Source organism: Acinetobacter sp. TAC-1 (assembly GCF_029025845.1).
GTDB classification, from domain to species: Bacteria; Pseudomonadota; Gammaproteobacteria; order Pseudomonadales; family Moraxellaceae; genus Acinetobacter; species Acinetobacter guillouiae.
In genome coordinates, this window is the sequence record NZ_CP118892.1 from 2054850 (window position 1) to 2079218 (window position 24369).

The 24369-nt window shown below is 37.0% G+C and carries 24 protein-coding genes; 8 read left to right on the plus strand and 16 right to left on the minus strand.

The genetic code is table 11. The annotated features are described in order from the left end of the window. The first annotated feature begins 2 nt into the window (after positions 1 to 2). Positions 3 to 1493, plus strand: coding sequence for a sulfite reductase subunit alpha (locus PYV58_RS09540; RefSeq protein WP_034615578.1), 1491 nt, complete (start codon positions 3 to 5; stop codon positions 1491 to 1493). Positions 1494 to 1698: 205 nt separating this feature from the next. Here the strand turns inward: PYV58_RS09540 and PYV58_RS09545 are convergent, their stop codons facing one another. Both PYV58_RS09545 and PYV58_RS09550 read right to left on the minus strand, forming a co-directional pair. Further along, positions 1699 to 3189 carry an amidase family protein gene (locus PYV58_RS09545; RefSeq protein ID WP_034615575.1) on the minus strand — a complete coding sequence of 497 codons (1491 nt, stop codon included), beginning with the start codon at positions 3187 to 3189 and terminating at the stop codon, positions 1699 to 1701. A 22-nt stretch (positions 3190 to 3211) separates the two neighbouring features. After that, positions 3212 to 4687, minus strand: a complete 1476-nt coding sequence (locus PYV58_RS09550; protein WP_034615571.1) for a GGDEF domain-containing protein — start codon at positions 4685 to 4687, stop codon at positions 3212 to 3214. A 253-nt stretch (positions 4688 to 4940) separates the two neighbouring features. Between PYV58_RS09550 and PYV58_RS09555 the strand changes: the two genes are divergently transcribed. Further along, positions 4941 to 5429: a hypothetical protein gene (locus tag PYV58_RS09555; protein WP_004821977.1), complete on the plus strand. Its 489-nt coding sequence runs from the start codon at positions 4941 to 4943 to the stop codon at positions 5427 to 5429. Between the two features lie 115 nt (positions 5430 to 5544). On the opposite strand, the gene accC is transcribed toward PYV58_RS09555, so the two are convergent. The 4 genes from accC to PYV58_RS09575 all read right to left on the minus strand — a co-directional run bounded on the left by accC (position 5545) and on the right by PYV58_RS09575 (position 9370). Next, positions 5545 to 6909, minus strand: coding sequence for an acetyl-CoA carboxylase biotin carboxylase subunit (accC, locus tag PYV58_RS09560; RefSeq protein ID WP_004719789.1), 1365 nt, complete (start codon positions 6907 to 6909; stop codon positions 5545 to 5547). A 16-nt stretch (positions 6910 to 6925) separates the two neighbouring features. After that, on the minus strand, positions 6926 to 7345 hold the full coding sequence (locus PYV58_RS09565) for a biotin/lipoyl-containing protein (RefSeq protein ID WP_004719790.1): 420 nt from the start codon (positions 7343 to 7345) through the stop codon (positions 6926 to 6928). Positions 7346 to 7362: 17 nt separating this feature from the next. Beyond that, the gene (gene aroQ, locus PYV58_RS09570) at positions 7363 to 7818 is read right to left on the minus strand and encodes a type II 3-dehydroquinate dehydratase (RefSeq protein ID WP_004719793.1); all 456 of its coding nucleotides are present in this window, start codon (positions 7816 to 7818) and stop codon (positions 7363 to 7365) included. A gap of 235 nt (positions 7819 to 8053) precedes the next feature. Continuing rightward, positions 8054 to 9370: a Y-family DNA polymerase gene (locus PYV58_RS09575; protein WP_034615569.1), complete on the minus strand. Its 1317-nt coding sequence runs from the start codon at positions 9368 to 9370 to the stop codon at positions 8054 to 8056. A 351-nt stretch (positions 9371 to 9721) separates the two neighbouring features. On the opposite strand from PYV58_RS09575, the gene PYV58_RS09580 reads away from it, so the two are divergent. Further along, positions 9722 to 9940 carry a hypothetical protein gene (locus PYV58_RS09580; protein ID WP_034615604.1) on the plus strand — a complete coding sequence of 73 codons (219 nt, stop codon included), beginning with the start codon at positions 9722 to 9724 and terminating at the stop codon, positions 9938 to 9940. A 132-nt stretch (positions 9941 to 10072) separates the two neighbouring features. Here the strand turns inward: PYV58_RS09580 and PYV58_RS09585 are convergent, their stop codons facing one another. Further along, on the minus strand, positions 10073 to 11275 hold the full coding sequence (locus tag PYV58_RS09585; protein ID WP_034615567.1) for a crosslink repair DNA glycosylase YcaQ family protein: 1203 nt from the start codon (positions 11273 to 11275) through the stop codon (positions 10073 to 10075). 107 nt (positions 11276 to 11382) lie between these two features. Beyond that, positions 11383 to 11922 carry a translesion error-prone DNA polymerase V autoproteolytic subunit gene (umuD, locus tag PYV58_RS09590; protein ID WP_034615565.1) on the minus strand — a complete coding sequence of 180 codons (540 nt, stop codon included), beginning with the start codon at positions 11920 to 11922 and terminating at the stop codon, positions 11383 to 11385. A gap of 137 nt (positions 11923 to 12059) precedes the next feature. Here umuD and PYV58_RS09595 point away from each other — a divergent pair, with 137 nt between their 5' ends. The 3 genes from PYV58_RS09595 (at position 12060) to hpaR (ending at position 13919) form a co-directional block, all read left to right on the plus strand. Continuing rightward, complete coding sequence (locus PYV58_RS09595) at positions 12060 to 12398, plus strand: hypothetical protein (RefSeq protein WP_034615602.1); 339 nt, start codon at positions 12060 to 12062, stop codon at positions 12396 to 12398. 19 nt (positions 12399 to 12417) lie between these two features. Next, on the plus strand, positions 12418 to 12798 hold the full coding sequence (locus PYV58_RS09600) for a hypothetical protein (protein ID WP_004821964.1): 381 nt from the start codon (positions 12418 to 12420) through the stop codon (positions 12796 to 12798). A 689-nt stretch (positions 12799 to 13487) separates the two neighbouring features. Next, positions 13488 to 13919, plus strand: a complete 432-nt coding sequence (hpaR, locus tag PYV58_RS09605) for a homoprotocatechuate degradation operon regulator HpaR (RefSeq protein WP_004821962.1) — start codon at positions 13488 to 13490, stop codon at positions 13917 to 13919. Positions 13920 to 14057: 138 nt separating this feature from the next. Here the strand turns inward: hpaR and dsbG are convergent, their stop codons facing one another. The 5 genes from dsbG to PYV58_RS09630 all read right to left on the minus strand — a co-directional run bounded on the left by dsbG (position 14058) and on the right by PYV58_RS09630 (position 18531). After that, positions 14058 to 14807, minus strand: a complete 750-nt coding sequence (dsbG, locus tag PYV58_RS09610; protein WP_034615600.1) for a thiol:disulfide interchange protein DsbG — start codon at positions 14805 to 14807, stop codon at positions 14058 to 14060. A 57-nt stretch (positions 14808 to 14864) separates the two neighbouring features. Further along, a complete protein-coding gene (locus PYV58_RS09615) occupies positions 14865 to 15695 on the minus strand; it encodes a TlpA disulfide reductase family protein (protein ID WP_034615563.1) in 831 nt (276 codons plus the stop codon). A gap of 11 nt (positions 15696 to 15706) precedes the next feature. Then, positions 15707 to 17737, minus strand: coding sequence for a protein-disulfide reductase DsbD (gene dsbD / locus PYV58_RS09620; RefSeq protein WP_275059804.1), 2031 nt, complete (start codon positions 17735 to 17737; stop codon positions 15707 to 15709). 68 nt (positions 17738 to 17805) lie between these two features. Further along, positions 17806 to 18261 (minus strand): hypothetical protein, encoded by a 456-nt coding sequence (locus PYV58_RS09625; RefSeq protein WP_034615556.1) that lies wholly within the window; start codon positions 18259 to 18261, stop codon positions 17806 to 17808. Positions 18262 to 18288: 27 nt separating this feature from the next. After that, positions 18289 to 18531: a hypothetical protein gene (locus PYV58_RS09630; RefSeq protein WP_227504254.1), complete on the minus strand. Its 243-nt coding sequence runs from the start codon at positions 18529 to 18531 to the stop codon at positions 18289 to 18291. Between the two features lie 200 nt (positions 18532 to 18731). On the opposite strand from PYV58_RS09630, the gene pepN reads away from it, so the two are divergent. Next, the gene (gene pepN / locus PYV58_RS09635) at positions 18732 to 21341 is read left to right on the plus strand and encodes an aminopeptidase N (RefSeq protein ID WP_034615551.1); all 2610 of its coding nucleotides are present in this window, start codon (positions 18732 to 18734) and stop codon (positions 21339 to 21341) included. Positions 21342 to 21457: 116 nt separating this feature from the next. Here the strand turns inward: pepN and xseB are convergent, their stop codons facing one another. The 3 genes from xseB to PYV58_RS09650 all read right to left on the minus strand — a co-directional run bounded on the left by xseB (position 21458) and on the right by PYV58_RS09650 (position 23553). Further along, on the minus strand, positions 21458 to 21652 hold the full coding sequence (gene xseB, locus PYV58_RS09640) for an exodeoxyribonuclease VII small subunit (RefSeq protein ID WP_034615548.1): 195 nt from the start codon (positions 21650 to 21652) through the stop codon (positions 21458 to 21460). Beyond that, on the minus strand, positions 21645 to 22907 hold the full coding sequence (xseA, locus tag PYV58_RS09645; RefSeq protein ID WP_034615545.1) for an exodeoxyribonuclease VII large subunit: 1263 nt from the start codon (positions 22905 to 22907) through the stop codon (positions 21645 to 21647). The genes xseB and xseA overlap by 8 nt, the downstream gene beginning before the upstream one ends. 181 nt (positions 22908 to 23088) lie before the next feature. Beyond that, the gene (locus tag PYV58_RS09650; protein WP_034615599.1) at positions 23089 to 23553 is read right to left on the minus strand and encodes a DoxX family protein; all 465 of its coding nucleotides are present in this window, start codon (positions 23551 to 23553) and stop codon (positions 23089 to 23091) included. Positions 23554 to 23763: 210 nt separating this feature from the next. Between PYV58_RS09650 and PYV58_RS09655 the strand changes: the two genes are divergently transcribed. Continuing rightward, complete coding sequence (locus PYV58_RS09655; RefSeq protein ID WP_004719837.1) at positions 23764 to 23889, plus strand: hypothetical protein; 126 nt, start codon at positions 23764 to 23766, stop codon at positions 23887 to 23889. Positions 23890 to 24369: the final 480 nt, after the last annotated feature.

The window sequence follows — 24369 nt, forward strand, 5'->3', positions numbered from 1 at the left end:
CAATGACACATGCTGTACTGACTGTACTTCTATTTTTAGCAATCTTGTTTATATTTCATGGCATTTTTCTGTTGCTTTTATTGAGACCTCAATCAAAATGCAATTTAGCTCAAAATGCAGATGAATATTTGATTATATATGCAAGTCAGTCAGGGCAGACAGAAAGTTTTGCTTTGCAAACAGCCCAGCAATTATCTGCTTCAGGTTATTTGGTTCAGTGCTTGAGTATTGAACAGGTGAATGCCGCTTTATTTAAACGTAGCTTAAAGATTCTATGGATCGTTAGTACTTATGGCGAGGGTGATGCACCAGATTCAGCACGTCAGTTTGTTAAAAACGTAATGACAAAGTCATTTGATTTAAATGACATTGAGTATGCTGTGTTGGCTTTTGGTGATTCGCATTATGCAAATTTCTGTAATTTTGGTAGACAATTGGATTTATGGTTAACTGAAAACCATGCACAAGCTTTATTTCCCATGATTTGTGTTGATCAACTGAACCCTACAGGTCTGACGGAATGGCAAACTCAACTTAACCTAGTTTTGCCGCAATTTTCCGTTCAACCTGTTCAATTGACACAACATCCATTTCATTCTGTAGTGTTATCTGAACGCCATTTGTTAAATCAAGGCAGTTTAGGGCATCCAATGTATCATCTTGTGTTTACCCAAGTTGAAGCATTATGCTGGAAATCTGGTGATATTCTTGAAATTCAATGTGCCAATACAGATTCACAAATCAAGGCATTTTTAGATCATTTTAATCTTCAAAACTCCAGTGTGCTTCAGGCTAATCACCCAATAGAATTATTGCGGTTTAAGAATTTACGTTCATTTGATGCCATGCAACATTCAACGGCATTTGAGCAATGGTTGGCACAGGCAGAAGACTTACCGATTCGTGAATATTCGATTGCCAGTATTACATCGCAAAATCAGATTGAGTTGGTGGTCAGACGAGAAGTTCATCAAACAGGTTTAGGGCTGGGTTCAGGCTATCTTACCCATGCGCTGGCTTTAGGTGAGCAAATTTTTTGTCGAGTTCGTTCAAATCCCGCATTTTATCTGGTTCAAAATGATCGGCCTATTATTCTGATTGGAAATGGTTCTGGGATAGCAGGCTTGATGTCACATATTCGGCAACGCGCAGAATGGTCTTTTCAGCAAAACTGGTTAATTTATGGCGAACGTCAGTACCAAGTTGACCTTGGCTTTGCAGATCAATTGAATCTATGGCAACAACAGTCTGTACTACCGCAAATTGATTATGCGTTTTCACGTGATACAGATAATCAGAAATATGTACAAGATTGTGTATTGGAGAAATCAGCACAACTTAAACAATGGATTGAGCAAGGTGCATCAATTTACATTTGTGGTAGTTTAAAAGGGATGGCACAAGGGGTTGAAACAGTATTAATCGATATTTTAGGTGAAAATCAGTTTGAGCAGTTGATTGAACAAAAACGTTACTTACGTGATGTATATTGATTGCGTGATGTTTCTCATTTCTATATAGATGATTAAAGTAGCGAATTAAGAATAGTCTTATGAAAGCAAACTTTATAACTTATGGAAATTATACTCTTCTATAGAAATGAATATGTATGATTGAAAAGCTTGCAATGCCACGCTATTCTCAAAAATATTCACACCAGTACCAGATGTCTAATGTGAATATTCATGCAGATAAAATTTATATCGCAATACCTTTATATTTAGCTGCCCAAGGTTGCGCTTGCTCCAATTGTGCCGCCAGTTGTAATAACACATCCTCACGTCCAAAAGGTGCAATAAATTGTGAACCTAAGGGCAGATTATCTTTATTCCAATATAAAGGTACTGACATAGCAGGTAAGCCCGTGATATTGGCCAATTGGGTAAATGGAACCCATTGCAAATTATTTTTAATCATCTGCTCAACCAGCTTACCTTTTGCCAGTAAGTGGGCTTGATCAACTTTGAGCAAGGCTTTTAAAATCGGAACCTGCCAAGATGGTGTTTTTACCTCACCATTTTTCGGTGCTACTGAGGCTGTAGACGGAATTAGAAATAAATCATAACGCTCAAAGAAGTGGTTCATTTTTGCAACATAAACACCCCAGTTATTGAGGTTGTTAATATAGTCCACAGCAGAAGCTTTGGCACCAAATGCTGCAATTGCCAGTGTATCTAATTCAAAATCTTGATCTGTTGCACCAAATCGCTGTTTGACTTGATTGACTGTATAAGCGCATTGACTAAACCATGTGGTAATAAAGTCTTTGGCAAGCGCCATACCGTCAATCTGAGGGGTTGCTTCTTCAACAATATGTCCTAAAGATTCTAAAAGTTTGGCGGTTTTTTGAATGGCTTGTACTGCATCTTTTGAAACTTTGGTCCCAATTGGGGAGACAGTGGAAAAGCCAATTCGCAAACGTTTTGGGGCTTTTTCAATAATGTCTAAGTAGCGTTCAGTTGGACTTTGGATATTGAAAAGCGCAGTACGATCTGAGCCTTGAGTGGCATCTAACATAGCGGCACTATCACGAACTGATTTACACAATACATGTTGCATCGCAGCCCCATGCATTGCTTCACTGATTTCAGGTCCCCAAGGTGTACGTCCACGACTTGGCTTTAAACCAAATAGGCCACAATATGAGGCTGGAATCCGAATAGAACCGCCTCCATCACTTGCACCTGCAATTGGTACGATACCTGCTGCTACGCCAGAAGCAGAACCTCCAGAAGAACCACCACTATTGTGTTTTAAATTCCACGGATTTTTGCAACTGCCCCAAGCCTCAGGTTCAGTGATACCTTTAATGCCAAACTCTGGCGAATTGGTTAAACCAAAAGTAACCACGCCCGATTTTACCCAGCGATTGACGATTTCTGAGTTTTCTTTAGCAATATATTTAGCATTTTTAAATGCTTTAGAACCAAATGAAGTTGCGACACCTGCATATTCTTGGTGTAGATCTTTGAGCAAAAACGGTACACCTGAAAAAGGACCAGTTGCATAGTTTTGGGTATTTTTTAATGCCTGTTCATAAATCGGAATAACGATCGCATTAATTTTAGGATTTACCTGTTCAGCACGTTGAATTGCGATTTCTAATAATTCATGTGCTTGTACTTCTTTGTTTTGAACAAGCTGTGCTAAACCGATACCATCATATTGAATATATTCTGAAAATTTCATAGCTTTCCCTTGCTGTTTTGAGTTATTGGGCAAATATCTTTTGGTTTTGTTCGATCGTGGTTTCTAGACAAAGTTGATTTCTACCTTTTTCCTTGGCTAAATACAAAGCATCATCAGCCCGTTTAATCAGCTGTTGAAAAGGTATGCAATAGGGTAAAGTCTGATAACTTAAGCCAATACTGACGCTGATATTTAAGCTACGCTGATCATCTAAATGAATCGGGGTATTAAAAACGCTATTACAAATTCTTTGTGCAATGGCAACACTTTGTTCTAAAGATAGATCTTTTAATAATATAGCAAACTCTTCACCACCTAAGCGACCAAATAGATCATTCGCACGAATTTGTGCTTTGACTTGATGGGTAAACTCTTGCAAAACATAATCACCAATCACATGGCCATATTGATCATTAATTTTCTTAAAATGATCTAAATCTAAAACCAAAATCGTGACACTGTGTGCTTGTTGCTTTTCAACATCCTCAGCAATGGTACGTTCACTTTCTTCATAGAAATAACGACGATTGAGTGTGGTGGTGAGACCATCATGATTGGCTAAGTATAAGATTTGGTGATAAAGTTTTTGGCGATTTAAACTGATAATAGCAAGGGTTAAAGGCCCTAAAGCCAACATCATTAAACCGATGCGTACAGACAAAGTAGTACCCAAATAGGCATCTGGAGATTGAGCGATATAATATGCAGTCAATGCATTATAGAGCAGCATACACACGATACAGTTAATGATAGAGACAAAGAATAAATTATAGCTTAGTGCAGCCCAGACCAGTGCTGCAATGGGGAACATAATTGCACCAGGACCCAGAAAAAAATGGGTCAGAATGACCGATAAAATCACGCCCAACAGTGGAAGAAATTTTTCGTACTGAAAAGGCTGTTGTTTAAATTGTTGGATATGGCTTTGAATGGTTTTTTTATCTGGGATTGCCAATATAATCGGTAAAAAGGCAATGACATTGAGGATTTCTCCCGTCCACCACATCCCAAAATCAATCCAGATTCTATCCATAACCATAAAGGTGTTTGGTAAATAAGGGACCGTTAAACTTGCGACGATTGGTGAAGCTAAACAACCGCCAAAGGCACTGATTGCAAATAAGTATAAAAATGTTAGGCCTTTATTATATTGTTTATAATCCAGTTTAAAAAAACGAATCAGTCCTAATGTGACCAAGGCGTGAGCTAGATTGGCCAGAGTCAGAAAGAAGGTGATTAAAAATGAATTGCCAGTAAGCAGATCTGCGAGCATAAAGGCGGTAAATGCGCCAATCCATCCCCCTATATTTTTTAAGCGATGAAACCTTAAAAAAAGTCCAAGTAAAACAGCATTTGCGGGCCAAAAAATGGCAAGAAAGGATAAGGGTCTACCAAATATTCCAGCCAATGCGCAGACAAAAATAATCATTGCAATAATAAAAAATGCAGAGATGTTGTCTTTAAGCGTTTGACTTAAATATGCGATAGCTCGAGGCAATTTTCTAACCTATTCTAAAGAGGGATTAATCTCTAAGCCAATATTTTATCTGGCTCTGCTAAGGTATTAATAAGTAATCATATCTATTTATATCGATAAATCAATAGTTTTAGTTACCTTAATTCGGGCTCGTCACAAAAATGTTTTTGCCTAGACTAAACAAGAAAGATTGTTCATATATGGTTAATTTTACATGTTTTATTCTAAATCTATGCTAATTTATGTCTGATGAAATATTACATACAGACTTGGTATGAAAAAAACAGCACTTATAATTTCTTTATTGCTTAGCCTTTCACCTTTTGCGAGAGCTGAAACAGTTCAACCTCAAGCAACCAATCCTGCGACTGTGGCTGCAACCAATACCACAAGCACAATTCGTATAAATACTCGCCCTGAAATTTTAGGCTTATGGGGCATGGAAATTCCAGAAAATAAGAAATGTACAGAATATTATAATTTCCGCGGTTCCAATGAAGTGGTGGTGAATAGTGCCAAAGAGTGGTCAATCGGTCTGTTTGATTATCAGCCTTCACCCGATAATACGCTGGAAAAGCCACCCGCATTAATCATGCAAATTCGCTATGAAAATAATGAAACTGATTGTTCGGGGCGTAAAGAAGATCAGTCGGGTGAAGTTACCCAATATTTTGTGAAGTGGGTTAATAAGAACACTTTGAATTTTTGTATTTCTGACAAAGGTGATCAATGCTTTGCTACTTTACGCAGAGTCTTGCCTTAAGTTGATTTAAAGCATCAATGCTTGGCTAAATAATCAAGCATTTGCTTTAAAATAAAAAACCTCTGATTTTACAGAGGTTTTTTATTGGCTTTTTTATTGGATTAGAGGATGCATATTAAGCATCTTTTTCATGTCCTTGAACTTGTTTTAACAAGTGTTTTTCAAGGTAGTGAATATCCATTGCTTGTGAACAGAAGTTTTTGTCTTCAAGGATCAGATCTTTATGTAATGGAATATTGGTTTTAATTCCAGTCAAGATCATCTCATCCAAGGCTTGTTTCATACGGGCAATCGCAGTTTCACGATCTTTACCATAAGAAATCAACTTTGCGATCATTGAGTCATAATACGGAGGAATGCTATATCCTTGATAGATATGAGAATCTAAACGGATACCTGCACCGCCTGGCGCATAGAATGATTCAATTTTACCTGGTGATGGTAAGAAGGTCGACGGATCTTCTGCATTGATACGGCATTCAATCGCATGACCTTCGATTTTAATATCTTCTTGTTGAAGATTTAAACCTAGACCCGCAGCGATACGTAATTGCTGTTCAATAATATCTACACCAGTCACTTGTTCAGTCACTGGATGCTCAACTTGAACACGGGTATTCATCTCGATAAAGAAGAATTCACCATCTTCAAATAAGAACTCAAAAGTACCAGCACCACGGTATTGCATCAACTTACATGCATTGACACAGGCTTCAAGAATATGCGCACGCGCTTCTTCTGGTAAACCTGGTGCAGGTGCTTCTTCAAGCACTTTTTGATGGCGACGTTGTAAAGAGCAGTCACGGTCATATAAATGAATCGCTTGACCATTACCATCTGCTAAAACTTGTACTTCAACATGACGTGGTTTTTGCAGGAAACGTTCCATATAAACCGTATCATCACCGAACCACATTTCAGCATCACGTTGTGCAGCTTGAACCGATTCAAGTAATGTATCGACACGTTCAACAATACGCATTCCGCGACCACCACCGCCTGAAGCAGCTTTTACAATCAGCGGGAAACCAATTTCTTTGGCTTCAGCCAACGCATTGTTGGGTGTCACTGCATGCGCTGAACCAGGAACTGTTGGTACACCTGCTTTACGCATCGCCGTAATTGCAGAAACTTTATTTCCCATTAGACGAATATGTTCAGGACGCGGTCCAATGAAAATAAAGCCTGAGTTTTCTACAATTTCTGCAAATTCAGCATTTTCAGATAAGAAACCATAACCGGGATGGATGGCATCTGCGCCTGTAATTTCTGCTGCGGTAATAATGGCAGGAATGTTTAAATAGCTTTCGCTACTCGCACCTGGACCTATACATACTGCTTCATCACAAAAACGTAAATGCATCAAATCTTTATCAGCGTCTGAATAGATGCCGACAGTTTTGATTCCTAAAGTTTTGCAAGCTCGAGTGATGCGTAACGCAATCTCACCTCGGTTTGCAATTAAAACTTTTTGCAACATATCAACCCCCGAGGTATTACGCGCGGTAGCGGAATAAAGGTTGACCGAACTGGATTACATCACCATTTTTTACTAAAATTTCTTCAACTACACCACTTTGAGTTGCTTCAATCGGGTTCATAATTTTCATTGCTTCGATGATCCCGAGGGTTTCACCTGCAGAAACAGTTTGACCTACATTTACAAAGGGTGCTTCACCAGGACTTGGTGCTGAATAGAACACACCAACCATTGGAGACGTTTCTACTGCACCACGAGAGGCAGCTTTAACTACAGGCGCTTCAGCGGTTGGGAGGGCAATAGGTGCTACACCAGCAGCAACCACAGGATTACGGCGAGTTAAAGCAATCGATTGATCGCCTTCTTTCACTTCAATTGCTTGAAGATCAGATTCGATCATCAAATCGATGAGCTTTTTAATTTTGCGAATATCCATGGGTTCGTATTCCTAAATTATGATTGGGTTGAAGATTTAAGTTTTTCGATGGCGAAATCAAGTGCAAAAGAATAGCCTTTGGCACCTAAACCACAAATGACGCCAACGGCTTTATCTGATAAATAAGAATGATGTCTAAATGCTTCACGTGCATGAACATTAGAAAGATGTACTTCAATAAATGGAATCGCAACGCCAAGTAGGGCATCACGTATAGCGACTGAGGTATGGGTCAGCGCGGCAGGATTAATAATGATAAATTTTATGCCGTCTTGTTGAGCTTGGTGAATACGATCGACCACAGCACCTTCCCAGTTGCTTTGAAAAGTATCTAAACTTATATTGGCTTGACGTGCTTGGAGACTCAATTGTTGGTTAATGTCATCCAATGTGAGGTGACCATAGACCTCAGGTTCGCGCTTTCCTAGCAAGTTTAAGTTTGGTCCGTGAATGACCAAAATGGTCGAACTCATTGAGAGTGCTCCAATTCAAAAGTCGCAAAAAAATTTGCAAGATGTCTGCAAAGTTTGCATATTATGGCATATTTTTCCACAAATACTTTATATTTTCTTTGAATCGTCGCGGAAACGCAGTGCCTTGTATGGGCTATATAATGTTAATTTTGTCTGTAAATGGCAATGTTAAAATATGACATTTTTAGCAGATGTTTTACAGAGACTTTATTTTAAACTGAGTGACCAAAACTATTCATTTGATTTGTGTAACAGCCATATGACTATCGTCAATAGATAAGATCTCACTACAACGTGTTGTATAGCTTGGAGATCGATTTTGCTGGCGCATTTTCCATGTTTCTTGGTTGGAATGATAACCCACTTGTATACAGTCTGAGCCAAAGCGTTGTTTCATACTTGAGAGCGTATCCATAAGTTGATCACGTTGCTGAATAAAGTCTACAGGATGCCATAAGTCATTGATGTGCTGGCTTTTGCTATGCAGTGCTGAGAACATCACAGCAACTTTTACATACTTTAAATTTTCTTTAAATAAAACATCAATTTGCTGTAATGCTGACTTGGTTAAAATCATCAAATCGTCTGTTGCATACATCAAGCCAATGACACTACTTTGTGCCTTTTTATAGGGCGCCTGTGCAACTTTTTCATATAAGGAAACATGCACAACTGCACACAGTTGCCGTTGCTTGCTGAGTCGTTGATGTGCACGATTGACATGGAAAATAATTGCTTGTTTGATAATCTCAACATTGTTTAGGGCAGATGCAAAACTGCGTGAGGAAAGGATGCGTTTGGAGGGAATGTCTGCATCGTCCAATGCAATGCAGGATTGACCTTTTAGCTCACGAATGGTGCGCCCAATGACCACTGAAAACTCGCGTGCAAGGTAATGTTCATTGGCAAAAGTTAAGTCATAGCAATTATAAATATTATAAGCTTGTAAGCGTTTGCTGGTTTTACGTCCAACGCACCAGACTTCTGCAACACTGGTTTCAAGCAGTAGGCCTTCAAAACTGCATAAATCTAAACCAGTCAGGTCACAGACGCTATCAAAGCCTCTACGTTTCTTGGCAAAATTGTTGGCAAGCTTGGCTTGAGTTTTACTATAGCCAATACCAATGCAACAGGGCAGACCAAGCCATTTTTGGATGGTTTTGATGAGTTTTCTACAATAATCCTGTAGATCGAATAAGTCTTGGTAAGAGCTGAGATTGATAAAACATTCATCAATAGAGTAGGCTTCCAAATCCTCATCTTTAAAAAAAATCTTTAAAATTTTAAAAAAACGATCTGAAAAATCACCATATAAAGCATAGTTACTTGAAAAGGCGAGTACCCCAGCTTTTTTAGCTTGTTGTTCAACTTCATGCCAAGGGATTGCCATATCTATGCTTAACGCCTTGGCTTCATTGCTTCGTGAAACGACACAACCATCATTATTGCTTAAGACGACAACGGGCTTATTATTTAAACTGGGGTTAAATACGCGCTCGCAACTGACATAACAATTGTTAATGTCGATCAAAGCAAAAATTTGTTCGCTCATGGGCTGTCTTGAAAAAGTTACAAATTCAAGTGAAATATTAAAAGATGTTTAAAATAAATTCAAATCAAATCTAGTGTGGATTTGTTCATCCTTTGGGCTGGATGATTAAATCGTTGGTGTGGTGAGATGCAAAACTGACTAAGCACTGTTGAGCTTCGTAGTGGTTTAAGTAATTTAGGTAAAAAGAGCAAATAGAGAAGTGGTTCTTTTAAAAGGTATATCTTAAATTGCAGCTTACAATGTCGAAAAATGAAACATCTCAATCCTTGTATAGAAAACTGAGAGGGCTAAATTAACAGTTGTCGTCGATTTGTACGGCATATCCCAATATTGAAAAGGATGGATATGAAAATGGCTAATCAACAACATAACTCTCAACAGAATCAGCAACAGAATCAGCAACAAAACCAGCAGAATGACCAACAAGGTCAACCCAACCAATCTAATCAGCAGCAGAAGCAACACAGTCAGCAAGATCAACAATCAAATCAACAAAATCAGCAAAAGCAACAATCCAACCAACAGGCTCAACAAAATCAGCAAAGCCAACACAAGCCTCAGCAAAAATAGGGCTTTGAACTCATCTTAATCGTAGCTTCTAAATGACAAAACGCCTCAACTGAGGCGTTTTGTCATTCTAGCTATTTTGAATTTTAAGCTTCTTCATTTTTAAGTGTCTTGAATTTAAGCTTACGTTGTCGATTACTTAAATCGTTTATTGCTTTCATCAAGAATTTTATGAAGACCTTCATTTATATTTATACATTGATTAAATTGGGCAAAATGGTGTATTTCAGTGTTTAGTGCGCTAAAGAAATGCGCTGGGTCTGCAATAGTATGATTAAGATGCTGGGGTTCAAGATGTAGGCTGATGACTTCAAATTGATTTTTTGCCCGATGTGCTTTGCAATCTATACGTCCGACAATTTGATCCCCATATAAAATAGGTAAACAAAAATAACCAAATACACGTTTAGGTGGCGTCACATAACATTCCAAACGATAATCAAATTTAAACAAGGTATTTAAACGTTCACGATGTATTACCAGATTGTCAAAAGGAGAGAGAATTTTTACTTTTAACTCAATATTCGGGATCTGTTCTAAGGCATCGGTTTTGATATAAAGATTTTGACTCTCTTTGTCACTACTGCCTAATTGAGCTAAAGTGGTGATCACACCTGCATCTAATTGTTCATTGACGATGTCACGCATTGCCTCACGAATCTTTTGCCCAACTTTTAAATGCAACAATTGCTTCCATGCAAACACGCCATGTGCACGGAGCGTGGTATTGAACAAGTAGCGGGCATATTCCTCTAGTGTAGGAACACTCAGATCAAGATGACTCGGGATACAATATTCGGTCAGTTGATAGACTTTTTCCATACCATTACGTTCAGAAATCATCAAATCGCCTTGCATAAACAATTGCTCAATCGAACGACGCGCTAAACTTGAGTTCCACCAGCCCCCTGAATTTTGCTTATTGCCTTGTTCAATGTTGCGTAATCGAATACTGCCTTCAGCTTTCGCCCGAGCCAGAATCTCATTCATAAAAGCTTGATCACCACGATTAAAATAACGATGCTCACCATTTCTAATCGATGTCATATGAGGAAGTGCATAGCGATAATCTTGCATTGGTAAATAAGATGCTGCATGAAACCAATATTCAAAAATATGCTGCTGTTTGACTAGTTGATTTAAATGGCTTTGCTGATAGTCTGGAACACGGCTCCATAAAATATGGTGGTGGGCACGTTCTACTACAGAAATTGTATCAATCTGAATATAGCCAAGATGTTCAATCGCATGGCGTGTTCCAGATAATCCTGTACCAAAGGAAGCAGGTGAAATTAGGCCTTGATGAGAGAGTGCCAGACGTCTTAATGATTCAATCATAACAATTATTTTTTTAACCTATTTTTAGTGAGTCTTGGTTACTAGGTGGGTATCACAAATGAAGCTTGAAGATGAGTAGCACAAACAAAGGCTATGATGTTCAATGATCATTTTAATTTTTTAAGAATACAAGTAACAACACCCCAAATCATAATTTGTTCTTCACTGTGTGGATGAATATCTGGAAAATCAGGATTTTCTGCTTTAAGCCAAATATCATAAATTCCTGTAGATACTTTAACTTGCATAAAGCGTTTGACTGTAAATTCATTGTTGATTAATGCCAAAACAACATCGCCGTGTTCAGCCTCTAGGCTACGGTCAATTAAAATTTCATCTCCAATTTCAATACCTGCATTTTTCATTGATAAGGAGTTAACTTTTAACATAAAGGTTGCAATAGGGTTATGAATTAAGTGTTCATTTAAATCAATTTTTTTTTCAGTATAGTCTTGAGCGGGTGATGGAAAACCTGCTGCAACGGTTTCCAAAGGATAGGGAATACAGATGTTGCTACGAAATTCAATTGTACGTAAATCTTGCTTTGAAATAGGCTCAATAATAGAAATAAGAGAATTGATTGTCTTAAAATTTTCTCTTACAGAGCGATCATTTAACTTCGATGGCGGAGTCAAATTTGGCGGCATCACGATTCACCTTGAAAATGTAACATAATCAAGTTTAACAAAATAAACGCGTGATGCAAGATTCTTTTGGTGAATTGATTGTGATTGTCAAACTGTCAGCTTACAATTTGACAAAATCCAATCGTTCGGAAATGTACATGTTGCAAGATTTTGTAGAAGAACAGAAATTAGTGTGTGAAGAATTTGACTCTCGATATATCAAAGTCAATGAAACGGATCTCGTGGCTATCGCTAAGCAAACCTTAAGTAAAGAACCGATTGTGGGTTTGCGTAAACAGCCAGATGCTGAAAATGTGTCATGGTTTATTTATGGTGGTGAGTTGGAAGAGGGTGAAGATTTTTTTGATGTGATCAGTGTAAAAGAGCTTGAAGAGGTTTTTCCTGATGCGATCCCTTATCTGGCTTTGGAACAAGGCTTTAGATTTATGATAGATGCTGATGAATACGAAGATGTATGGAAAGCAGATATTTTATAAATAAAAGGTTTGCTTCAGCATGATCTATAGATTTATTTTGACCCTCTGCAGTATTGTTCTGAGTAGTGGATTGAGCACGCAAAGTTTTGCTGAATCATCCACGCAAAAACTCACCCAAGAACAGTATGATCAACGTATTCAAACCTATACTGATCAAGTCAATGCAACTAAACATATCTTGGATGAAGCGCATAGCACGATCACTGCGATTGAGCAGCATCAAGCATTTTGTTCACGTTTAGATGCTTATCAAGCGATTGCTAGGATTTCGAAAGAAAATTTAGAACTTGATACGGCCAATATGATGTTGGTGATCGCCAATAATTTTTTAGATCGACAAAAGCAAAGTATTGAGCAGTCAGGAATGACACTTGAGCGATTTTGTTCGATTAAGAAATAAACAAAATGTCATTTAAGCCTTATTTTAGTTAGAAAATGATATTTAATTGGCTGAAAATGATAAGTTGTTTTTAAAAAAATGATCAATAATAGACGCATTAAAGCAGTACAAGATTTGATTTTCCCTGGTCTGTATTTTGTGTAGCTTTAAGCGTCAATCGTATGATTGACGCACCCTAAACTCGCTTAATTGCGAGTTTTTTAATGCATTTTTTTTATGGATTTTATTTGCTTGAATATCGGAAAAAGATAGCAAGCCGATTAAAAAGAAAATAACCACTCAAAAAAGAAACAGAAAAATCAACCAGCATTCACTTTTGCGCAGAATTTTAAAAAGAATAGCAGGGCAATTCAAGATCGTGGATAAAGCCAAACAGGCTGAAGCACTTGAACAAAAGCTGAAAATTTTGCTATATACTACAATCATATAAATAAACTGAGTCATTCATTTTATTGATGATTTTTTTATGATATGTACAAGCATTACCGCAATATTTTTATTTTGCGCAGATGTTGTTACTGTAAGATTGTTCGCATGAGCAGTATAAATTTTTTATTATCATTTTGTAGTCAAGAGAATATGGATTTGTATGAATTCACTGATCAGTCAAATCGTGAGGTTGTTGCTGTATATGTATTGAATAAATTCTTTAATTAATCTCTCTATAAATTTTTATTTAAAGGATTTTTATGAAACCGATTCGCGTATCGCCATCTCTGACTTTAGCTTTGTTACAAGCGCGAGAAGCTACAATGATGCATTTTAGACCGATTTTAAATGAAATGGGTTTGACTGAGCAGCAATGGCGTGTGATTTCTGTACTTTATCAATATGATGAACTTGAAAATAACCACTTGGCTGATTTGGCATGTATTTTAAGACCCAGTTTAACGGGGATTTTAAATCGTATGCTTGATCAAAATCTGATTAAGAAACGAAAAGATCTACATGATCAACGAGTGAGCTTGATTCAGCTGAGCGATGAAGGTAAAAGATACTTTGAGACGCAAGCGGTGAAAATGGAAGAAAGCTATACAGATATTCAAACACAATATGGTGCAGAGAAAATCCAGCAGCTTATGGAATTGTTAAACGATCTCTCTAAAATAAAACCACGATAAATTTTAAATTATCAGATTTCAAGTGAAACAATGGTTTAAGAGTTAAAATAAAACTGCATGTCAACTCAATTCATTTTAAATATGCAAAACACCCTAATCAAAAATGAGTGGGTTTTAATCACTCATTTTTATCATTGCTTAATCAAATAACTTTTTAATGTCTTTCGGTGCGCCTTGCTGGCTTTGAATTTCACCTTTTGTATCTTTCCATACCATTGCAGGAGTAGCATAAAAACCGTATTTATCCATCAGTTTGGTATTTTCATCTAACTTTTCAGATAACGGCTTAGGAATGCTTTTCATTTCCACCAATTTATTCTTACCGTTGCTTAAATTGTATTGTTTGAAAATTTCTGCAGGATTGGCATTGTTTAAAATCGTTGCGGCTTGTCCTTTGCTGCTTGGGCGAATGACCCCAACCATAATATGACGTAATTGAACTTTTCCTGAATCTACAAAGGGACGTGCTTGTTGCCAAAAGGTATGACAGTAAGGGCAGTTTGGATCATTAAATACATAAACGACTTTTGGTGCATTGCGATCGCCGTCTTGAATCCAAGTTGATTTTTCTAGGCTTTTCCAAATTTCATCTAATACGGCACCTTTAACATGGGTGTTAATCGCTTCTTCGGTTAAATTTTTTCCTGAAGCATTAAATAGGTCACCGACGATATAGTGCTTTTGATCTTTTGAAATAAAGATTGTCGATGGATATTCATCTTTATAGCCCGTCCAACCTTCTAAACCCTCGGGTGCATCTATTTGCTTAACAAAGTTATAACCTTCTTTTTCCAATTTATTTTTAAGGAAATTTGCATCAGCAGCAAACAAAGAGCCACTTAACACCAAACCAAGCGAATAAATACCGAGTGTTTTTAAATCAATCATCAAGATGACTCCTAAGGTTAAAAGCAATAATTCTTTAATCAATGCCAATGAAATAGATTATTCCGAAACTATCCTTTGAACTTTTTGGTGAAGCGCTGCATGGGTAAGTTCCCCCATATGTGTATCGATTAATTTGCCTTGTGCATTAAAAAATAAAGTGCTGGGTAAGCCAAACATTCCCATTTTTTGTGCCGTTACACCGTCAAAGTCCAGTAGAACCCAATGCAAATTAAGTTTGTGTTGTTGCAAATACGTTTGCACCGTTTTGGCGTCTTCATTCTGATTAATAAAGACAAATTGCACATTGGGGTATCGTTGTTGAGCATCATTTAACACCGGCATTTCACGTCTGCAAGGCGGACACCAACTGGCCCAAAGATTAATTACGGTGGGTTTACCGAGGAACTGAGTCAGCTCAACATGCTCTTGTTGAAGATTCACTAAATTGACTTGAGGAAATTGTTGGTATTGCAATTGTACCTGTTGATAGAAATATTGGCCTGAAATGAAAAACAGGGCAAAAGCTGCAAAGCATAGTGCAATAAAGCTTTTCTTTAGAGATCGATTTTTCCAAACCATCCATAGGCCAGCGCAAGCAATTCCCACATAAAGATGAAAACCTTTATCTTGAATCTTCAATATTTCAATTGGATGCTCTAAATAAACATCTAAATTGAGTAAGACAAAGCCAAGTCGTGCAGATAACATGCCGACCAAGAATGCCGACCAAATCGAGTCTTTAAACGCAGCCCATTGTAAATTTGAAATGCTAAAATATTGAAAGCTAAACTTTCCAATTACCACACTCATCAGTATCGCAAGCATGAGGATGGTTAATCCCCATGGCAACATAATCGGTCCTAAATGAATTGCTTGTGCAGTGATCATGGAGAGTTTGCTTAACGTCCTGTGTGTATTTTTTCAGTTTGTTGAATAAGTTGTGGTGCTGAGAAGGTACCTGTAAAGCGCAATTCACGGATTTCTTGTGCATTGCTATTTAAAAACAGCATGGTTGGCGGACCTAAAATTTCACGTTGTTTTAAAATGATGTCTTGTGAGGCGTTGTATTCCGTTAAGTCTAATTGGATGAGGGTGAAGTTTTTCAATGCCTCTTGTACATCGGTACGTGGGAATACCTCTTTTTCAATCGGTTGACACGCCACACACCAGTCCGCATAGACATCAATAATGATGGGTTTGCCTTGCTGTTTTGCATTGATCAAAGCCTGTTCTAATTGTTCAGCGGTGGTCACTTTGTTCCAAACTAAATGTTCTGTTTGGCTATGTTGAATTTGATAAGCAGAATAACTTTGTTGAATATTCCAAAAACCAGCCACTAAACTGGCAATTGCGATGATTGCAAGAATAACTTTATTGACTGTTTTTTCACTGTCGCGTAGAGCAATAAAGAGATAGATTGCCAATGCGATACACAGCAAGGCAAAAATAGCAGCATACACAGTCGAAGGCAGCATAGGGCGAATAAAGTACAATGCAACCATCAGCATAATAAAGCCAAAACTGACTTTAATCCGATCCATCCATTTACCTGGTTTTGGTAATAATTTAGAACCAAATACACTAGCGATAAATAAAGGTAAACCGATACCTAGACCGAGAATAAATAAGTACAAACCACCTAATACAGCACTTTGAGTTTGTGAAACAAATAATAATGCGCCAGCAAGTGGGGCACTCATACAAGGGCCAACAATAAGTGCTGATAATGCACCCATAACTACAGCACCGAGCACTGTCCCAGCTTTTTGATTATTTTGCAGATGACTCAATTTATTGGTGATGAATTGCGGTAAGTTTAATTGATATAAACCAAATAAATTTAAAGCTAATACAACAAATAAAACTGCAAATAATGAAACAATCCAAGGGCTTTGGAACCAACGTTGAAAGCTATAACCAATTTCAGCAACCACAATCCCCATAATGGCGTAAACCACTGCCATACTTACTACAAAGCACAAGGCAATCACAACAGCTTTATAACCTTTCGCGCGCTGAATGATGATGCCAGAGAGAATTGGAATAAGTGGCAGCGAACAGGGTAAAAACGCCAGTAAAATACCTAAACCGAAAAACACCAATAAATTTAGAAACAGAGAGTCTTTAGACAATAGTTTGAAGAATGATTGATCATCATTCCATTGTAATGACGATGTATTGTTTTTAGTGCCCGTATTGCTGTTTAAATCAGCAGAATTTTCCGTATCTGTAATTGCATTGCTACTTGCAACAGAAGCATTGGGGTCGATTAGATGTGCAGTGTTATCTGCTTTATTGACAGTTTTTTGTCCAAGCTGAGTGGTTTGATCATCCAATACTTTGTTTGGAACTGGTTCTTCAGCAGTTGAATTGGCTTTAGTTTCAGCGTTTTCTTTGAGCTTTTTATCTTGAGCTGGGACAGTAGCAGGCTGATTGAGTAATGTGCTATTTGAATTATTATTGAATAGGTGCTTAGACGATGTATTGCTTTGTGGTAATAAGCCATCTGCATCAGTTGCAATAGTTTTCCTTTGTAATGGATAACATAAGCCATCCGCAGAACAACCCTGATACATCACTAAATATTGTGAATTTGGTTTGACTTGAATCTGTGTAGTCACATTTTCATAATGAACTTCTGTTTTCCCAAAGGTTGGATCATCTTTGATATGACCTTTTGGGAGACTTAAAGGTACAGCTTTATTGTTGACTGTTACTTTAAATTGATCATGATAAAGGTAATAGTGAGGTGCAACTGTCCATTTCAATTGTGCTTTATTTTCTGAAATTGATTCAGCAGAGAATTGAAAAGCTTGATCTGGGGGGAGAAACTCAGGATTTGCGTGGCTGATGGTACTTAGACTCAACAAAGTAAAACCACATACACTGAGCAAGGTTCGCAACTTCATAATTCCATATCTTTGTTTCATTTACAGCCATTATCCATAATTTCAGATAAAGAAGGCATTATTCTAAGTTTTTCTTTGTAAAAATACCGTTAAAAGCATTTAACCCCATTTTGCTTAAGTTTTTGAAAAATTTGTCCATCATTAGGATAGAGTCTGTCGAATTGGGTCATTTTCTTGGTTTTTTTGCTGGTGTAATTGACATTGTAAAGCACAGCACCTTGATAAACGATTTCATAAGTTCCTGTTTCTTTCTGATTGATTATTTCTTTATAGAAATCGTGAAATTCACTTGGTCTACCTTGTGCTGTATCAACAGCATCATAGTGGGTAAACTTTAACGAGATTTTTTTCATATAAGGATAATATTGAACTGTTTTGACTTTTGGAAATTCTTCCTCAGAAATAAGCAGAAGGTTCGGGGCTGTTGACAATTCGTCTATGTTGTTTTGACTTTCTTTAAAGCAAAAATATGGGGCAGTTTGCTTTGCATAAACAGGCAAAGAGAGAAGACTCATTATAGTTATAAATAGCCTAAGCGATTTCATATATTTTCCTCAAAGTTTTCCTTGTCATTATTCATAGATTTTTGCAGCCATTAAAATATCTGCAAAAATTTTCCATGGGATGCACTCTGGTTGTGGCTGTTGGGTATTGGCATAAAAACCCTCCATATCTTCCACCCAATTGTGCATTGCTGCTAAAAAGCTTTGCAGATCTTTATTTTCCCATTGTTGAATATTTTCCAGATGATCTTGTTTGAGATTATCTAAAAATGTTAAAAAATCTTGTTTGCTTTTTATTGCATTAATTTTCATAAGCATCATTTCTAATTTACAGGATAAATTGTTGTATAAATATAGGCCATCTCGCACGTTTTTTGCATTCCAACAATTGAAATTAATTTCAACTAGACCCATATAGAAATTAATCAACAGAACAGACACTTTGTGAAATTTGATTGATGATCAAGCTCACGATAACAAGTCGAAGCTCAACAATAGGATTAGGACATCATATGAATATCGCGGCAAACCCAGTAGTTGAAGCAGATCAAACTATATATCTAAAAGATTATCAAAAACCTTCATATGTTGTAGATTCAATCAATCTCGATATCCAAGTTTATGATGACCATACCAATGTAAATAGCAAATTAGTCATGAAACGCCAAGCAGCAGGAGATATGGTATTGCTTGGACGCGATCTTGAGCTTAAATCAATTTTTATTAATGGTAAGCAGCTTACTGAAAGTGAGTATAAGCTTGATTCTGAGCAATTGGTGATTGCCAATGCACCAGATGAAGCCATCGTTGAAACATCTGTGGTCATTCATCCTGAAACCAATACACAACTCGAAGGATTATATCTTGCGGGGAGTGATTTATTTGTCACTCAAAATGAGCCAGAAGGTTTCCGTAAAATTACGTTCTATCCTGACCGTCCAGATGTCTTATCTGTGTTTACCACTCGTGTAGAAGCCGATAACAAATATCCTGTACTTTTGGCAAATGGTAACTTGATTGAAGCGGGTAAAACTGGTGATGAGCGCCATTATACCATTTGGGAAGATCCAACCAAAAAACCAGCTTATTTATTTGCCTGTGTGATTGGTGATTTAGCGGTTTTAAAAGACCGTTATACCACTTCAGAAGGTCGTGATGTGGCTTTAGAAATCTATGCAGAAGAAAAAGATATCCCAAAATGTCATATTGCGATGGAAGCGTTAAAGCATTCTATGCGTTGGGATGAAGAACATTATGGACGTGCATACGATCTAGACAATTATATGATTGTGGCAACCAGTCAGTTCAATATGGGTGCAATGGAAAATAAAGGTTTAAATATTTTCAATACATCATGTGTGCTTGCTGATGAAGAATATACCACTGATGCCGCAATTATGCGTGTACAGTCTGTGATTGCTCATGAATATTTCCATAACTGGACAGGTAACCGTATTACTTGCCGTGATTGGTTCCAATTGTGTTTAAAAGAAGGCTTAACAGTTTTCCGTGATCAGTCTTTTTCAGAAGATTTACAATCGGCTGCAGTACAACGTATCGACGATGTTGCAGTGCTTAAAGCGCATCAATTTCCAGAAGATGCAGGCCCATTATCGCATCCTCCACGTCCAGATCATTTTGTGGAAATCAACAATTTCTATACCGCGACAGTGTATGAGAAAGGTGCGGAAATTAACCGCATGATGTCAACTTTATTGGGCAAGGAAAAATTCCGTAAGGGTACCGATGAATATTTTCAACGTCATGATGGTCAAGCGGTCACTGTTGAAGATTGGGTTGCTGCCTTAACTGCGGGTTCAGGTGTCGATTTATCTGCATTTTTAATCTGGTATAACCAACCAGGAACGCCAAAGCTTGAAGCGAAAGGTGAATATGATGCGAGTACTCAAACTTATCGTTTAAGCTTTAAACAAAGTTTAAAACCCCATCCTAAATATCCAAACTTAAAAGCTGTACCTATTCCTGTGGCTTTAGCATTGTTTAATGCAGAAACAGGTGAGCAGTACACCCTGCATTCTGAGGCTTTATTTGAGAATGGGGTAAAAGATGGGGTGTATTTGTTTGATCAAACAGAAGCAAGTATTGAATTTACAGGTGTGACCGAAAAGCCTGTAGCATCTTTATTACGTAATTTCTCAGCACCGGTAAATCTTGAATTTAACTATTCAGATGAAGAACTTGCCTTCTTATTACAATATGAAACCAATGGTTTTAACCAGTGGCAAGCCACACAGACTTTGCTTGAGCGTATTTTGCTTAATGGTCATGATGCTCAAATTTATGTAGATGCAATTAAACAGACCTTACCAAATGTAATTGAAAAAGATCCGCTATTGGCGTCACGCTTATTTGATGTACCAAGTGAAGGTTATTTGGGTAGTCGCATTGATCAAGATTATAATCCTTTGATTGTAAATGAAGCACGTGAAGCCTTGTTGAATCAATTGGCTAAAGTCTTGGGTGACTTTGTTAAAGAAACATATGTATCACTTGATCCAGATTCACAAAATGAATTTTCACAAGCAATGGGTGTTCGTGCTCTGAAAAATATCATGTTGAGTTTTATGGCGCGTCAGGGGGATACCGTAGTATTTGATTTGGCTTATGCACAGTATGAAAATTCTGTGAATATGTCTGAGCGACTTGGCGCACTTAAAGTATTGGTATGGAATGATGCTCCACAAGCAAAAGCAGCCTTAGAAGACTTCTATAAGCGCTTTAAGGATGAAGCATTGTCATTAGATCAATGGTTTATGATTCAAGCAGCGCATCCGAAAGCAACGGCTGAAACGATTCAGTATTTAACGTCACATGCTGATTATGATTTAGGTACACCTAACCGTATTCGTTCAGTGAGTGGTGGTTTAAATGCCAATCCTGTCAATGCATGGAGTTTTGGTGTTCAGCATTTTGTCGATTTGGCGAAGTATTTGGATGAGAAGAATCCAATTGTTGGCTCTCGTTTACTCCAAGTCCTTACACGCTGGTATACATTAGCTGAACCACAACGAAGTGAAGTAAAAGCCGCACTTGAAGGATTAAAATCTCAAGTGAAATCAAAAAATGTCAGTGAAACCTTAAATAGTATGTTAAGTGTTTAATGGCTTATAATTTTTTGATTTAATTTATATTTTTATTGCTATTTCTCTTATTTTTATAGGAGAAATAGCAGGTTTAAGAGTTATAAAGTTATTGAACATTTAGATTGATTATCTATCTATTCTTTAAAAGTCTCATTTAGAGCCTGTTGCACCGCATCTACACGTGACTTACAGGCTTTATATGCAGACATGGATTCTTCCACAATCTTCATCAAATTATCAATATCAGGTTCTTCTTGAGATTCTAATAATTCTGCATTTTTCTTTAGAACGTCATAACCTTCTTTAAACGTTAAATCTTGTTTAGCCATTGCTTAATACCTGTGTCACATTTGCGTTGATCGTACCATCCAATAACTCTACTTGGATGTGATCAGTTGAAATTTGTTGAATAGAACGAATGGCTTTACCATCACTACGGACAATAGCATAGCCTTTGGCCATGACATGACGTGGATTTTGCAAAAGCGTTTCACGCATAAGTGATTCAACTTGATTGGATGCCAATTTAATCAGTTGCTGTGCCAAATACTGAACAGTACCTTTCATCAAATCTAAGCTTTTATTTGCTTCATTGATCTGCCCTTGAGAAAGCGTTTTAATGACTTTGATGTACTGATCATTCTGGCTTTGATAAGCAGTGATTTGATGCTGAGATAACAGTTTAATCTTATGTAGAGAATCTAGCACATCTTGAGTGCGCTCTACGATTAGATTTCGAATACCTCCAATCACTTTACTCGGTGTATCAAAAGAACGGTTCGCCACTTCATCTAAAATGGTTCTATCTTTTTCATGGCCTATACCTACCCAGATTGGAACAGAGCGCTTGCAGAGTAGCGCAGCGAGATTGTAGTCATTGAGGTAGGCTAGATCATTGACGGCACCTCCACCACGAATAATCACAATAAGATCTGGTGGTGTATTGAGGTCTTTCGCCCATTGTCGTAATGCATTTGCTAAAGCTTCAGAAATACTTGTCGCTGCAGTGTTCCCCTGAAACGTTGCTGTATGATAGACAAAATGACAAACCCCAGCTTGATCAAGAGCATCAGCATCTTTCTTAAAGTCACCCAAGCCAGCAGCATTTTCAGGAGCAATGACGAGCACATTTTGAATATCAAATGGGGTAGGCAATAATTTATTTTTATTCAGTAGACCTTCGCTGGTCAGCCTTTCTAAAATTTGTTGATAACGCCGTGCGATATCACCTAGGGTATAACTTGAATCTATTGCTTCAATATTGACTGAAAAACCATATTGGGGACTAAATACAGCTTTCACTTTAATCAGTACATTGAGATCGCGAGAGAGTTCAACACCACTTTCACGTTCAAATTTTAATACCATTTTGGCAGCAGAGAATTTCCAGATTGTTGCCTTACAACTGGCAATGACTTTATCTGAATCTTCCTCCTTTTCTGCAAGTTCTAAGTAGTAGTGGCCGCCCTTGATACTTAGATTTCTAATCTCAGCTTTTACCCATATTGGTTCATCAAAAGTTACACGTATAACTTCTTGAACAGTTGTAAGGTATTCACTTAAGGAAAGCTGTAAGTCAGACATACAAAGGCAATTACGGTAAATTTATCTAAAATAGTATATAACATGGTGGCTCAAGGCGGTGAAGATATATTGATCTTATGTAAAGTGAAATAGCATCTTTTTTGTTACGATGAAGCAAATGATTTTGCTTCATACAGTTTGACAATGTGTATCCCGACTTTCCAAAAAAAGTGGCTATTTTCTAAAAGTATTTTTTGAAAAAAAGTTTATCTAGCGTGAAAGAATCTGGCTTGTTTGTAAAAATAAAAAGTAAAATGAAAATATAAAGCAAATCATGGATATAGAAAAACCAGCTTATCCAAGTGATCAAATTAAGACCCGGTGGGATTGTATAAATGCCAACGGTTACAAGTGCTACAAAGCAAATAAAGATCAATATAAGGCTGCTTAACTGAGTAAATAACCCTAGGGTTAGCAATAGTCCGAATACAAATTCAAATAAAGAAACAATGATAGCTGTTACTTCTGGAAAAGGTATACCTGCCGAAACAATCGTTTCCAACATGATTTGTTGATTTTTCTCTACAAATAATTTGTTATAACCCGTTGTTAAGAAAAATAAACCGATCGAAATTCTGGCTAATATTAAGGCGAAGTGACTAAATTTTGGCGAATTAAATGGATTTTTAAAGAGAAAACCAAGCATGTGTCTATGATTCTGAAAATTAAAAAATATCTTAATAATCTGAGTAGTTTTTTTAAATGTAAGCATTGTTGGTGAGTGTATCTAATTTGTCATCTAAACAGATTTAAAATTTTGCTAAGGCTGTTCGAAATGTTACGTAAGTTTCATAAAATACACATCAAGAAGCCCATACTTTGATATGGTGTATTTTTAAGCAAAACTGAGCGAACTATGAAAATATTTTCAATTTTAAGTTTAGCTATGTTGATTGGCTTAACAGCGTGTCAAAAAAGAGATTCAGATACACAAAAGCAAGATCAAACAACAACGCCACATTCAGTCGATAAGGACAGTTAATCAATCAGCCCACTGATACAGTGGGCTGATTGATATAATGGATTGGCGAAATCATGTTTATGCTAAGACGCTTAAAGCTCTTTTTTATTGTAAAGATAAAGTCTTGTTTGAGATTAGAAAAACATTTTATAGATAGATCTTTGATTCTTTAGGCTCTATTTCACAATTAAAATATATCGAAAAGTGGGGGAGTTATTAATTTTAAAGCAAAGTTTTATTTGGATTTTTTATATCTAATTCAAGTAATTTTTAGGCTTCCTCTATAAGAAATCATACTGTAGGCATAAGCTAAAATAGCCGAGTAATTTTCTTTAATGATATACAACCGCCTCGTTCTAATTGGCAATGACAGCGCTTATCTGGGCTTAATACATCCTATTCATTGATCAAAGAATTAAACTAAATATTTAAATTAAAACAAAATTCAAGCTTAAAATGTATAAGGTTCTAAGTGATTGTTATAATTTGTGTAGGCAACAA